The following is a 13,989-nucleotide window of genomic DNA, read 5'->3' as shown; positions in this document are numbered from 1 at the left end:
GACGAGTATCCGGGGATCAGTCCCTATGTCTATGCCGCCAATAATCCGCTGAAATATGTGGATCCGGATGGGCGGCTTGCCTGGAACATCCTCACTAGAGGTTTTAAGGTTGCCAGCCGAGCGTACGACGCTGCCAAGAGAGGCAAATCGCTATTCAAGAAGGATACATGGAAGGATATTGGGACAGATGAGATAGTAGATTTCGTGGACAACGTCTCGACCATTTCCGACGGCGTTTGGGATGCCAATGATGTATTTGCAGTAATCGATCTCGCAACGGGGTTAGGAGATCAGGCTAAAGCTGTTAGCAAATCGCTGGGATTTAGTAACAAAGGAAGAAGCGGAAGACAGAATCGACTGAGGGAGATAGGTGGGGATCTTAAGACTTCAAGTTCTGACAGAGGATGGATCAGGAACGAACAACGCCATATTTCTACAGGTAACCGACAGACTATAAGAAATCCTCCCGGAAAAGAACTCGCTCACGAACGGGGAAGAGAGGCAGCAAAGGGGTATAACTACGAACATTCCAACCTGCAAAATCAAGCCGACCACAGGACTCAGCACAGATACGACGATTACGGACGCAGGAACAAAGAACGTCCTATTGTGGAGGAATAACCATGGACCCCGTTATAAATGACAGACAACTAAGATCTGTTATGCTGTTAGACCCACCAAAGAGGTATTCCTACTTCGTCAAAAAGGTCGCCGACTGGGAAACTGTATGGGGGTTGTATTTTAAAGGGTGGGCCTTAACGGAAACTCCTCAGGGCAGAACGGTTTTCCCTCTTTGGCCAGCTAAGGAATTCGCTCGAGTCGTTGCGAGAGAAGAATGGGAAGACTACCATCCAGAGTCGATATCGTTGAACGAGTTTATTCATGATCTTCTTCCGAAACTCGATTCAGATGGAATACTCCCTGGTGTTTTTTGGGTTCCTAAGGTAGGAAGCGTCAACACGTCCGTCCAACAGCTAATATCGGATCTTAAAACCGAAATCGGGAGAATTGAGTAATTGGGTTATGTGATGGATTTTGTGTAACTGGTGAGAGCTTACATATGAACCCAGACCAGACCGGGACACCCCGGCCGTCGCCCAGATATTCAAGACCAGCGAGGCCCGATGGCATTCCAAGGGGGTATTAGCGATGGTAAGCTTTGATCCGAATATCTTGAAGTTGTTTCGAGATTCAAAGAATGACATTGAGGATGCAGTGGACTTCCTTTACTTCGATGACAGAGGACCGGAACTGGCCTTGATGTACTCTAAGTTGTTCTGGCCAGACCTGATAGAAGTAGACGGTTTTGTGTTACTTGCAACGAACTACGACCGAGAGTATTTCGATGAGGTTATAACCAATTATGGAGCCAAACACGTTGAAGGGCATATAAACCTATGTTACCTGCAATATATGGTGGGTACGGGCGAGCATGATTGTGAGGACGAGATTTGGGAGTTTCTGGGGAAGACTCTATGCGAAACCTGGAAGCAAAGAGCACAGTATCTTTTTCCTCAGAAGTCGTTTGTGACAGAATTTGCCTGGTACTCTGACGACATTGGCGATCCAGGTGTAACTTTGTATCAAACTAAGTATTTGTCAACAAAGTAGGGTGTAACGCACCCCAAGGGGACAACCAGTCAATCTACAGTTCTGGCCTGTGTCCTGACGTCCTCCGCTGCCGTGATTAAGGGCTGCACCGGAACCGGCCCTGGGCCCGCGTCGAGATGGAGCTCGTTCCCACCGGCAAGGTGAACGCATGGCTCTACGGCCACCGGGATACCCGGTTCAAGGGAGCATCGGCCTCGGTGGCCGTGCCCTCAGGATGGACGCCCACGTTCAAAGCCGAGGGCGAGACCGGAAACGGATACCTGGCTGGCCTCTACGTAGGACCGGCAGAGGTTCTTTCCAGCTCCTTCGACGGCCTGGCGCGCCCGATACAGACCCGCGCGCGGGCCGGCGCAAACGACGTCGTCACCCAGACGATGTACAACCGGGCGGGCAAGTCTGAAAAACTGCTCGGACCGGTGTACCAGCCGCCTTCATACACCTATAGCGGTCTGACGGACGCCGCCGCGGGCAGCCGGATCACCACGACCACCTACGACGACGATCCTCTCCTGCGGGTCTCCCGCGTCATACCCCCCGGACACACCGCCGCCACCGCCGTCGACACCCGCTACGGATACTGGGGCGCCGAGTCCGGACACGGCCGATCCTACATGACCGTCGACGACGAGAAGGGTATAAACACCGCTACCGTCTACGACGCCTACGGACGCATGATCCATTTAGGGAGAATGCGCTTCTCGCAGGCGCTTTGCTACACAGGCCGAAGCCAGACTCGCCCTGTTCCAATACATCGAGGGCTTCTACAACACCCGGAGAAGACACGCTTCCTTGGGTATCTCTCCCCCTTAAACTTCGAAAGGAGCTTCAAGAAATCGGCCTGAACCCCAATGATAAACTGTCCACAAAAACGGGGTAACATCATCTATTGTTCGCGGCGGAGCGAATCGACCGGATTCATGGCAGCGGCTCGAAGCGTCTGGGAACTCACCGTTATCCATGCGATCAGCAGTCCGAGCAGGCCGGCCGCTGGGAACAGCAGCGCCGAGATCTCAGTGTGGTAAGCGTACTCCCTCAGCCACTGCTGCATGACGAGGTAGGCCACCGGCCAGGCGATCGCATTGGCGATCACCGCGAGGATGGTGTACTCCCGGGAGAGCAGCAGGACGAGTTGACGTGTCGATGCGCCCAGCGTCTTTCGAATTCCGACCTCTCTCGTTCGCTGTTTTGCCGTAAAGACCGCCAGCCCGAACAGCCCGAGGCACGCGGTGAAGACCGCCAGCCCGGCCAACATGGTAACGAGCCGGCCCAGCAACCGGTCCGAGCGATAGAGCCGTTCCACGTCTTCGTCGAGGAATGAGTAGGTGAAGGGTATGTGCGGAGTGGATGCCTTCCACATGGCTTCCAGGTCCCGCAGGGTGTTCTGCGGATCGCCGGGAACGAACCGAATGGCGAACACACCGGCGCCACCAAAGGCAATTAGCAACGGTTCGATCTGGTCGTGCAATGTTCTGAGGTGGAAGTCCTCGACCACGCCGACGACCCTCATCTGCCGGTCCGCCACCTGGACGAACCGGTCCAGTGCTTCCACCGGATTCGTCCATCCCAGGCGGCCGGCGGCCTCCGCGTTGAGCAGACATCCGACCGACGTGTAGGTCGTGCTGCCATCCGACTGTTCTACCTCCTTGAAATCCCGTTCGAAAGAAACATCCCGCCCCGCAAGCAACTTCAGGCCGAGGGTGCGCACGTATCCACCGGTCGTGATCAGCATCTGCGTGGTTACAGGAGGCTCCGCGGGCCGATCGACGCTTCGCACCGGAAAGATCGGCAGCGTGCCTCGTCCCGTAGTGCGTCCGGGCACGTAGTTCGCCCCGGTTACGCTCACCACATCCGCATGTTCGGGGAATCGTCCCATGATCATACCGAAGTTCATGCCCTGGAGATGCGGCATGATCACAACGTGTTCCTTCTCGAATCCCAGGTATTTGTCCCGCATGAACTCGAGTTGCTGATAAACGACCGCGGTTCCGATCATCATCAAAATGGCGATAGAAAACTGGACGGCCACCAGTGCTTTGCGAAGGAAGGACGCGCCGGTGTCGGACGCGGTCCGGAAGATCGCGGCGGGACTGATCCGGGACAGTACCAGGGCCGGACAGCTTCCGGCAACAATGCCGACCCCGACTATAATGCCGGCGCCGCCGAGTATGGACCACGGCTCCAGTGATGGCATGGCCAGCAGGTGGTCCGTCAGCGTGCGAAAAAGGGGAAGGATGATCGAGACGATACCGAGGGCGGCCAGGAAGGCCAGGAGACTGATGAGCATGGTTTCGCCCAGGAACTGACGAACGATCTGCCCCCTGGTCGCACCGGCGACCTTGCGCATGCCGATTTCCCTGGCCCTGCCCATGGAACGGACGGTGGCGAGGTTGGTGAAGTTCATGCAGGCGATCAGGAGAATGAAGACCGAGATCGCGACCATCATCCGGATGAAGGACACGTCTCCATTCGTCTCCATCTCGTATTCCAGGTGGGAATAGAGGTGGATGTCGAAAAGGGGTTGCAGCGTATAGGTATGAGTGAACGCGACCATGCGGGTGTCGGTGTCCAGCCGTTCCTCCAGACGTCGCCGCAGCAGGCCGCCCACTTCGTCCGGAGGTGTTCCGGGCGCCAGCAGCAGGTAGGTGTAGTACTCGCTGCTCGCCCAATTACTCAGTAGCCGGAGCGGATCGCCCCTCCCCGATGTGGTCGCGATGGAAATATAGAAATCCGGATGATAATGGGCGTAGACCGGAGGATCTTCCATGACAGCGGTGATGGTGAAGGCAAACTGATGATCCCCGGTGATCACCTTGCCGACCGGATCGGCGTTCCCAAAATACTTGCGGGCCATGGACGCGCTGATGACCATGGTATTCGGCGCCGTGAGCGCGGTGGCGGGATTGCCCTGGACGAGCGTCACGTCGAACACGTCGAAAAGGTTGCCGTCGGCCCAGTATACCCCCTGCTCGTAGAACTGCTTGTCCTCGGTCGTGAACAACCAGGTGCCGATCGTCGCCCTCAGGCGCAGCACTTCCTCCGCTTCCGGCAGCTGAGTCCTGATGAATCCGCCCAGCGCGCCGGGCGTGCGCGCCGTGCGATCCGTCACCACCCGGTAGATACGGTCCCCGCGCGCGTTGTGCCGGTCGTAGCTCAGTTCGTCGCGGATGTGGAGCAGGATGACCAGGCAGCAGGCCATGCCGATGGCGAAGCCGATGACGTTGATCGCGGCGTGGGACCGGGACTTGAGGATGTTCCGCCAGGCGGTGTGGAGGTAGTGTCCGATCATGGTTCGGTGCTTCCGCGTAGCTCCACGAATCAGAAAGGCCTCAGGGCGCCAGCCTGGTCCAGTGGACGTCCATGGCGGTCTCGGTTCCCGCGTAGTAAACCACCATGACCGAACCGTCGGACAGGGCTTCCGAGTAGGGCAGGCCGAAGGACCACACCGAGAAGCCCAGTGCGCCTTTGGGATCGTCTGCCGGCGCCTCGTGGGCGTACAGGGTCACCTCGGATTCCGGATCGAACGTCCCGTCGATGGACGGCGCGACGCGGGCCTTGATGGATTGGTCCTGGAAGCGGTCCACCCAGGGCAGGACGACACGCCCGTCGGGCAGAACGGCGGGATGGGCCGCCTGGTCGGTAACGCCGATGTCCTCCGGATCCGACCAGGTCCGTCCGCCGTCGGAACTTACGCGGCGGTGGATGTTGAGGTAGGATTCCGTTTCGGTGTTGTACGTCCACGCGAAGGCGCCGATTCTGCCGTCCGGTGACACGGCCGACCGCAGGTCCCAGTTGAAGATACGGCCTGTCGGGTCGAACCCGATAATCGCCGGCTCGCCCCAGGTCCTTCCCCCGTCCGTGGAGTGAAAAGCGACTACCCGCTGGTACCATCTCGACGTGTCGAGGTAGTGCTTGTTGCTTTCGATGGTCATGACCAGGGTGCCGTCCGGCAACTGCATGACGGGATTGGTCAGGCTCGCCGGCCCGATCACCTCCGGCATGGGCACTTCGCGCCAGGACGACCAGGTCTCCCCGCTGTCCTCCGAATCCGCCAGGAGGATGTACATGGGCACGCATCCCTCGGTCTCCGGGTTGAAGAGCCCCGGGGCATCCGGGTAGGTCTCGCGGTCGATCCACATGGCCGCTGCCATGAGCCTTCCCGGAGACCGTTCCGTGAGGTAGACGATCTTGACCGATCCCCGAACGCCGTGGAGGGCCGGGGATTCGAAGGGCCGTCCGGGGGTGCTCCAGGTTCTGCCGAAATCGGAGGAACGGCTGACCTCTATCACTTCGTCCGCGCAGTCCTTTGTCAAACCGCTGTGCCAGGTGGCGATCAGCGTCCCGTCGGCCTTGCAGAGCACGGCGGGGAAGGTGAGGGTGGCGCGGTCGGTGCCGGGCACGCTTCGGCTGATGATGCCGGAGTCGATGATGCGCATGGGGATTGTCCTCTCTGGAGGGTTGGTAGCCCCGCCTGTTGTATCGGTTCTGACCGGGTTGCCCGGGTCTCTATACGGTATGCAGTACCCTACATTCTATCGCACAGATCGATCATGTCAGCGAGCATGGATTCCGCCAGGCTGTCGATCGACTCCCGGGTTCCGGGCATGTCGACGGTCGAAGCGGAAATGTAGCACTTCATCGTGGGTTCGGTGCCCGACGGGCGCACGATGACCCGCGTGTGGCCGGCCTCCGAGAGTGTGAAGATCAGGATGTTCACCCGATCGCCACCGACCCGGGCAGTGGTCCGCGGACGAAGATCCAGCGCCTGGCCGCTCTGCCGGTCGATCACGCGGCATACTGCGCGCCCGCCTATCCGCCTCGGCGGCGACGCGCGCAGCTCTCCCATGATGTCCTCGATCCTGCGCGTGCCTTCCGCACCCGGAAGGGCGACCGACTGCTGAGCTTCCCTGAAATACCCGTACGTTCGGTAGATGTCGTCCAGTTCGTCGCGCAGGGTGCGATCTTCTTTTTTCACCAGGGCGGCATACTCGGCGAGCAGGACGCCGGTGGCGGCCTCCTTGTCCCGTATCCGCGCGTCCGCCAGGTACCCGTGGCTCTCCTCGGTCCCGAACACGTAGGTCATGTCCGGCGGCATGTTTTCAATCGCCGCGCCGACGTGCTTGAACCCGACGGGGAGGTTGTCCACGACCTCCAGGCCGTAGGACCGGGCGATGAGCGCGGGCAGGTCCGACGTTACCGCGGTCTTGCAGAACAGTCCCCGCCCGGGCAGCGTGCCCGCCGCGTGTTTCCGGCTCAGTATATAGTGGCAAAGGAGGGCGCCGATCTGGTGACCGTTGAGCGCAAGGGCGTCCGGGGGGGCCGACCATCCCCGCTCGGGCAGCGGAAGCGCGCACCCCACGCGGTCGGCATCGGGGTCGCTGGCCAGGACGAGGTCCGCGCCGGTTTCCGCGGCCTTCCGTATGCCGAGGAGGAACGCCTCCGGTCTTTCCGGATTCGCGATGCCGCCGGCGAGCGTGGGAAACGCACCGTCGGGCTCGACCTGCTCGGCTACGTAGTGCACGTCCCGGTAGCCCAGTTTTTCCAGCGCAGCGGCCACCGAGGTCATGCCCACGCCGTGCAGGGGGGTATAAACGATGCGCACGTCCCGGTCGCCGGACAGGGACAGGTCCCCGAGGATGCGGATGTATCGGTCGTCCATCGCCGGGTCGATCGTCCGGATCTGGCCTCGCCGCACGCCATCTTCATATTCGATACGCATAATCTTGTCAACACGCCGCATTTCCGCGGTGATTCGCGCGTCGCGGGGCGCCACGATCTGGCCGCCGTCGGGACCGTACACCTTGAATCCGTTATCGCCGGGCGGGTTGTGGCTGGCGCTGATCATCACGCCCGCCGCCGCCCGAAGGTCACGTACGGCGAAAGAAAGTCCGGGGGTTGAGCGATAGCCGTCGAAGATCAGTACCGGTATGCCGTTGGCGGCGAGCACCCGGGCCGCCTCTTTCGCGAACGCTTCCGAGTTGTACCGGGTATCCCACGCCACGACGACGCCGCCCGCGTCGCCGAAGCCGCGTTGGTCCTCACCACCTTTCCCATTGCTGTCGGGACCATCGCCGAGGCCATGTCGGTCCGCCGCTCCATGCCCGTTGTCCTTGCTGCCTTGCCCATCACCACCCTCCTGCGCCCCGGAGACGTACCGGGCCAGCCCCTGCGCGGCCACGCCCACGGTCCGGGCGTTGAACCGGTTCGGTCCCGGACCCATTCTGCCGCGGAGGCCGCCCGTTCCGAAGGTGATGTTCGAACCGAAGGCGTCTTCCAGCTCATGGGTGTCCCCCGCTTCGACCAGGGCTCGGATATCCGCTTCGAACGCCGCGAAGTCCGCCTCCGTCAGCCACCGCACGATGGCCTCGCCTGCCGTCCGGGAAAGGACGCCGCCGCCGACCCACGCGTTGACTCTCTGGATGGCCTGCTCACTCATTCGTGATCTCCACCGGGAATCCCGGGCGTCGTGGCGGCCATGCGGCCTGCTCAGCCGGGTCCATACGCATCTGGGCTGGAATCTGCGCACTCGGCGACCAACGCGGAGGCCAGGCGGTCCGCTCCACGCGGTCCATACGCATCTCCGGGGTATGCAAGTCTATACCTCGCCCCGCAGGTATCTGCCTCTTTCCTCCTCCGGGAATCGCTCTATCGCGTAGCGCAGCATCGTGCGGGGCATCTGCCGGTAACGGGTCTTCAGAAACGTCTGTTCAACGGGCAGGTCCCGCTTTCCGATCTCTCTGAGCATCCAGCCCACGGCTTTCTGGATCAGATCTTCCCCGTCGTTCAGCAGGCGCTCGGACAGTTTCAGCGCGTCGGCAAAGTCGTGCTGCCTGATGAAATGCAGACAGGCCATGATGGCCATTCTGCGTTCCCATATCGACTCCGAGTCCGCCAGTAGGTAGAGCGGTGTTCTGTCCCGCGCGTCCAGATAGCCGCCCAGAATGGGATGGGCGGAGCAGTCGACGAGGTCCCAGTTGTTGATGAAGGCCGTATGGCCGAGATACGCTTCGTAGACCGCCCTTCTCTCCCGCTCTTTGCATTTGTCGAATTTCATGACCAGCAACAGAAGCGAAAACATGCGTGCTTCATGATAGGGAGACGCGAGCAGGCGCAGGGTCTCGCGCATGGAGAGATCGCGGTATCTGCGCACCTGCGCGCGTATCACGGGAATCCGGATTCCGAGGAAACGGTCTCCTTCGCCGTATTCTCCCGGACCGGTCTTGAAGAATCGCTGCGAATGTGCGGCGATAGCGGGATCGCCCAGTGCCTCGAGGACGCCGTGTATCTCTTTCGAAGTCACGCGGGCCTCCAGTCGGAGAAGGGGTGTACGAGGAAACGGCTTTCTCTCGAACGGCCGCGAAACATCAGGCCGTGTCTTCTTAAACGTGGTGTCCATAACGCGACATGACCCCCGGAGCAACGGACATCCCCGGATATCCATCAGAAGAATTGCAGTTCATGTATGGACCCACGAAAATACCAGAAATCCGCCAGGACCGCAATGGCCGCACCGAGAACGTAACCGACCATGATGCCGATCATCAGGGGCTGAACGGCGTGATAGAGGCGTACGCCGCCGATCCGGATCAGGATCGTCTTCAACAGCCAGGCGAGGAAGACGGGAAAGAAGGCGTGACGGGCCGGCCCTCCGGCGGCCACGACGAAGCCGATCGGCGATATGGGCCACCAGCTGAAGTAGTACCGGGCCAGGGTCATCCCCGTGACCATCAGCATGCCGGCGACCAGGAAGAACACTTCCGCCCCCGAAATCGTGGTGCTGTTTTTCATCCAGGTGACGATCAGGTCGTAGAAACCGGGGTCGCCCGCGACGTTGGCGTAGTAGTTCGCCGCGCCGCCCATCCGGTACCCGGTATAGGCCGAGTAACCGATGGCCGTGACCGCGCTGACGGCGAAAGTGACGGCGGACCAGAAGAAGAGCATGCGCCCCGACATGCCCAGTACGGACTGCAGCCGCGCGACGTGGGAAGGTGTGATCATCGTGAAGGTCTTCCAGTTGCGGGCGAAGGCGCTTCCCAGGCCGAGACCCGTCAGGTTCTGCGGGGAAAGGGAGGCGGATCCCAGCATGGCGACGGTGAACTGGTGAGCGTTGATGGGCAGGTCCAGGAAGACCAGGCCCGATTCCGCCATCACGCGGCACAGCGCGAAGTAGAAGAGGAACAGCAGGATGAGGAAAACGACGATAACCGGGAAGGACATGCCCACCGCGTGCAGCCACCAGACGATGTATGCCAGTCCGCAGGCGCCCGTTACCAGCGCGGCCCGGTAAGAAAAGAACTCATCATCGTCGCGCAGGCTGGTGTCCTTTCCCAGGATGTGCCGCCACACGTTCCCCAGGTGCCGTCGGGCGATCCAGAATCCCCAGAGCGCAAAGGCCACCATGCCGCCGATGAACTGAACCGCCACCAGGCCGCCCGGTACGGCGGTACCCGAGTCGGCGGTAATCCCGACACGGGCCAGGATGCCCTGCTCCAGCGTGTTGATGATCTGGAAGAACCAGACGCTGAACAGGATGTCCACGTTGATGAAGTAGGAGAAGGCGAAGGTGAGGACATTCATGCGGATGGGGTGCGCCGGAAAGGCGCGGCCGAGTTCGACGTTGAACAAGGTGTTGGCGTCGACGGGAAACGACAGCCACTGGGTCCAGTAAGCCGCGGTGTTCCAGAGCATGATGGAAAAGGTGGCCACGGCGCCTATGAGGAACAGGCGGTTACGCATGATCGTCGGCACGACCGCCTCTCTTGCATCGTCCGTTTCCGTCAGGACGACCGGTACCTGCGCGACGGGATAGGAAAGCCGTTCGTGCTCCACCCACTGCCTGCGCATCAGGATGACGAAGCATAGCCCGACCGCCAGGAGCCCGGCGAAGAAGGACAGCCACCAGAAACTGGGGATGATCCAGGCGGCCCACGGAATCGGCCTGTTTTCGGGCAGCCCCCAGTAGTAGTCCCGGTTCGCGTTCTGTTCGTTGGTGACGACCACCCAGTCCGGGAGATAGGGGAAGAACAGTTCGCGCCACTGGTTCTCCGGGGAGGCGTAGTATTCCGCCGTAGCCATGATGCCTACCACGTAGTTGGACATCCCCCAGGTCGGCACCATGAAGCCGACCCAGCCCAGGACAAAGACGAACAGCAGTTCCCGCGAGCGAAGTCCCCATGCGGGGCGGTACGCTTTCAGCAGCATGTTGGGGCCGAGGACGCCCAGGAGGAAGGGAATCAGCAGGGCCAGGTCGATGTGGGCGAAGGTAAGGTGGGCATATCCCAGGAGGTAGTGGCTCGTCAGTGAAAAAACGTTGACGACCACGGCCAGCGCCAGGCCGATCGCCACGGCCCGCGGTGTCGCTACCTTCGGTGTGGAGGAATCGTCCACGGTTCTCATAGACTGTAGAGCGCGCTGTACTTGTCGTGGATGTAGGTCAGGAAACAGTCCGCGGTGAGCGGCTCTCCAGTCACGTGCCGCACAAGATCTCCGGCGCGGTAGGTCATCCCGGGCAGGTGGATGTTCTCCTTGAGCCAGTCCCGCAGCGGCAGCAGCTCTCCGCGGGCGACCTGGTCCGACAGGCCGGGCATGTCGCGTTCGGCGGCGCGGTAGAACTGGGCGGCGTATAGATTGCCCAGGGTATAGGTGGGGAAATATCCGAAGCTGCCGTGCGACCAGTGGATATCCTGCAGCACGCCGTCCTTGTCGTCGGGCGGCTCGATACCGAGGAACGCTTTCATCTTCTCGTTCCAGACCGCGGGGAGATCGCCGGCCGCGTATTCGTCCGCGAACAGGCCGCGCTCTATTTCGAACCGGAGCAGGATGTGCAGGTTGTAGGTGATTTCATCCGCTTCGACCCGGATGAGTGAAGGTTTTACTTCGTTCACCGCGGCATAGATTTCTGCTTCGCTCACATCCGCGGTCTGATCGGGAAAGACGGCGGCGAATTCGGGGTAGAAGTACTGCCAGAAAGCCCGGCTCCGGCCGACCATGTTCTCCCACAGGCGCGACTGGGATTCGTGGATGCCGAGGGATACCGACGCGCCCCGGGGCGTGCCCTCGTGCGCCGGGTCCTGCCCCTGTTCGTAGAGACCGTGCCCCGCTTCGTGGATCACGCCGTAGAAGGACTGCATGGGCAGGTTTTCGGCGTACCGCGTCGTCATCCGGACGTCGTTCACGCCCAGGTGCGTGCAGAACGGATGGGGGGATATGTCCAAACGGCCCGACTCGAAGTCGAAGCCCATGCGTTCGGCCGCCATGACGCCCATGCGCCGTTGATCGTCGATGGTGTAGTCTCTTTCCAGGAAGTCGGTACGGGGTTCGACGCCCGACGATCCGATGCGTTGCACCAGGTCGACGAGGGGAGCGCGGATCGAATCCAGGACCGCAGCGGTTTCTTTCGTAGTGGCGCCGGGTTCGTATTCGTCGAGCAGCGCGTCGTAGGGTTCGTCTTCGTATCCGACCGCCTCGGCGGTCTGGCGCTGGAGGTCGACCAGCCTGGCGACCCACGGCGCAAAAGCCTTGAAATCGTCTTCCTGCCGGGCCTTGATCCAGACGCCTATGGCGGCCGAACTCGTTTCCGCCAGCGCCTTGACCAGGGTGACGGGGATCCTGACCGCGCGGTCGCTGTCCCGCGCGATTTCGCGGATGTTGACCTCTTGGTCGGGTGCCAGGGATTCCGAACGGGCCTCGCCCAGGGCTCCGCGCATTTCGTCGGATGTAATCCGCTCATGGATCAAGCCGGAAATGGTGGCAAGCTGCCGGCCCCGCGTGGCGGCGCCCCTGGGGGGCATATAGGTCTCCTGGTCCCACCCCATCAGGGCCGCGGCCCCGCGCAGGTCGCTTACCTCCCGGTAGATCTCCATAACCCGCTCGTAGTGCTTTGACACGGTGCTCATCTCCCTTTTTAGTTCTTTTGGTTCGGGTGGTTCACCTTCCGTTTTGTCCAGGTCCTGAAATCCTCAAGTCCCGAAACGGCGCATAAAAGCCTTCCCTGGTCCTTCCGCCGTTGCCGCGCGCCAGAGTCATGCAGATTGCCGTGAAGCCAAGCCGAGAAGGCCTTTTCTCTCACGTGGACAGGACCGTTTTGACGCGCATGTGCAGCCGGCCATGGGCCTTTCGCAGCACCTGCTCCACCTGGCCGGGCTCGTCCCCTTTCGCAAAGATGAAACCAGGATAGCTGGCGCCTTCCGGCAACGGGGTCAGCATGTCGCCTTCCCTGGCGGTGATGACCACGTCCTCCACGCCCCGGACCTTCTTCGCCGCGTCCACGCCGTCATATCCCTGGAACAGTCCGCCTTCCGGCACGGGCAGCATCATCACGCCCGCGGCCTTCGTACCGGTTTCCGCCCTGTCGAAACCCACCGTCCCGCCGTTGATACCGTCCACGTCTTCGCCCAGCGCGTGACGCAGGATGAGTTCCTCCAGGCTTACCCCGAGTCCGTATTCCAGGATCCGCGAGCACAGGCCCCCGATGGACCGGCCGGCGATTTCAATCATCCGGGCCCTGCCGTGGCGGACCCGCAGCTCGGCATGGACGGGTCCCTCCGAGAGACCCACGGCCGCGGAAGCCCGCTGAACGGCTTCGGACACGATGTGTTGCGTCGCTTCGGGCAAACGCGAAGGCGTCACGTAAATCGTCTCTTCGAAAAAGGGGCCTTCCAGCGGATCCGGTTTATCGAAAAGCGCGAGCACACGCAGGCGGCCGCCGGTCAACAGGCCCTCCAGGGCCACCTCTGCGCCCGGAATATAGGATTCCACCATGATGCGGTTGGCGTCGGGGTCCAGGTCGGGCGGTCTGTCCGACGCCCTGCCGAGCATGCGGCCTATTCGATTAAAGGCCTCTATGAACTCCGCGGGTGAATCGGCCCGGATGACGCCCCGGCTGCCCGAAAGCAGGACAGGCTTAAGCACACACGGATAGGGCTGCTCCAGCGCGATTTCCTCGACGGGGACCGTCACGTCGAAGCGAGCGAAATACGGACACCATTCCCCGGCCGCGGAGAGCATTTCGCGCATGCGGTGCTTGTTACGCGCCGCAACGGCCGCTTCGGGCGTGTTGTGCGGAATGCCGAGGGCCTGGCACGCCCTGGCCGCGATCTCGGTCGTATAGTCGTCGACCGGTATGATGGCGTCGAGAGCCTGGCCGCGGGCGAAGGACACGATATCCTCCACCGCCTGGGACACGTGCCTGAATCGCAGCGAAAGCGGGATGTCCCATTCTTCCGCCAGCACGTGGCAGAAGTCTGAGCCCATGACGACTTCCAGGTTCATCCGGCGGGCGGCGTCCAGAAAGGGACCGGCCCGGTAGGTCGTCGTCGGCATCAGGAGCAGGACTGTTTTAGGCGGAGGCTGATCAGGCATGCTAAGACAAAAAATAGAGAT

At 61.4% G+C, this 13,989-nt stretch carries 10 protein-coding genes and 2 pseudogenes; 5 read left to right on the top strand and 7 right to left on the bottom strand.

From position 1 onward, the window contains the following. The 5 genes and pseudogenes from OXG98_13925 to OXG98_13905 all read left to right on the top strand — a co-directional run. Positions 1-621: polymorphic toxin type 8 domain-containing protein (locus OXG98_13925; GenBank protein ID MCY3773098.1), on the top strand; the 621-nt coding region annotated here is incomplete at its 5' end. Positions 622-623: 2 nt separating this feature from the next. Next, the gene (locus tag OXG98_13920; protein ID MCY3773097.1) at positions 624-1,016 is read left to right on the top strand and encodes a DUF2750 domain-containing protein; all 393 of its coding nucleotides are present in this window, start codon (positions 624-626) and stop codon (positions 1,014-1,016) included. 133 nt (positions 1,017-1,149) lie between these two features. Continuing rightward, complete coding sequence (locus tag OXG98_13915) at positions 1,150-1,611, top strand: hypothetical protein (GenBank protein MCY3773096.1); 462 nt, start codon at positions 1,150-1,152, stop codon at positions 1,609-1,611. A gap of 116 nt (positions 1,612-1,727) precedes the next feature. Continuing rightward, positions 1,728-2,141, top strand: a pseudogene (locus tag OXG98_13910) (hypothetical protein). A 178-nt stretch (positions 2,142-2,319) separates the two neighbouring features. Then, positions 2,320-2,453, top strand: a pseudogene (locus OXG98_13905) (IS3 family transposase). Positions 2,454-2,494: 41 nt separating this feature from the next. Here the strand turns inward: OXG98_13905 and OXG98_13900 are convergent. The 7 genes from OXG98_13900 to OXG98_13870 all read right to left on the bottom strand — a co-directional run bounded on the left by OXG98_13900 (position 2,495) and on the right by OXG98_13870 (position 13,968). Then, on the bottom strand, positions 2,495-4,897 hold the full coding sequence (locus OXG98_13900; GenBank protein ID MCY3773095.1) for an ABC transporter permease: 2,403 nt from the start codon (positions 4,895-4,897) through the stop codon (positions 2,495-2,497). 40 nt (positions 4,898-4,937) lie between these two features. Further along, positions 4,938-6,044 (bottom strand): sialidase family protein, encoded by a 1,107-nt coding sequence (locus tag OXG98_13895; protein ID MCY3773094.1) that lies wholly within the window; start codon positions 6,042-6,044, stop codon positions 4,938-4,940. 89 nt (positions 6,045-6,133) lie between these two features. Then, the gene (locus OXG98_13890) at positions 6,134-8,044 is read right to left on the bottom strand and encodes a phospho-sugar mutase (protein MCY3773093.1); all 1,911 of its coding nucleotides are present in this window, start codon (positions 8,042-8,044) and stop codon (positions 6,134-6,136) included. A gap of 159 nt (positions 8,045-8,203) precedes the next feature. Further along, positions 8,204-8,908 carry a DNA alkylation repair protein gene (locus OXG98_13885; protein ID MCY3773092.1) on the bottom strand — a complete coding sequence of 235 codons (705 nt, stop codon included), beginning with the start codon at positions 8,906-8,908 and terminating at the stop codon, positions 8,204-8,206. A 140-nt stretch (positions 8,909-9,048) separates the two neighbouring features. Then, on the bottom strand, positions 9,049-10,995 hold the full coding sequence (locus OXG98_13880; protein ID MCY3773091.1) for a hypothetical protein: 1,947 nt from the start codon (positions 10,993-10,995) through the stop codon (positions 9,049-9,051). 5 nt (positions 10,996-11,000) lie between these two features. Beyond that, the gene (locus tag OXG98_13875) at positions 11,001-12,494 is read right to left on the bottom strand and encodes a carboxypeptidase M32 (GenBank protein MCY3773090.1); all 1,494 of its coding nucleotides are present in this window, start codon (positions 12,492-12,494) and stop codon (positions 11,001-11,003) included. A gap of 178 nt (positions 12,495-12,672) precedes the next feature. After that, positions 12,673-13,968 carry an ATP-grasp domain-containing protein gene (locus OXG98_13870; GenBank protein MCY3773089.1) on the bottom strand — a complete coding sequence of 432 codons (1,296 nt, stop codon included), beginning with the start codon at positions 13,966-13,968 and terminating at the stop codon, positions 12,673-12,675. Between the last annotated feature and the right edge of the window lie 21 nt (positions 13,969-13,989).

This window comes from Gemmatimonadota bacterium, assembly GCA_026706345.1.
In the GTDB taxonomy this organism is placed as follows: Bacteria; JAAXHH01; JAAXHH01; order JAAXHH01; family JAAXHH01; genus JAAXHH01.
This window is presented reverse-complemented; position numbering and strand designations above follow the sequence as displayed.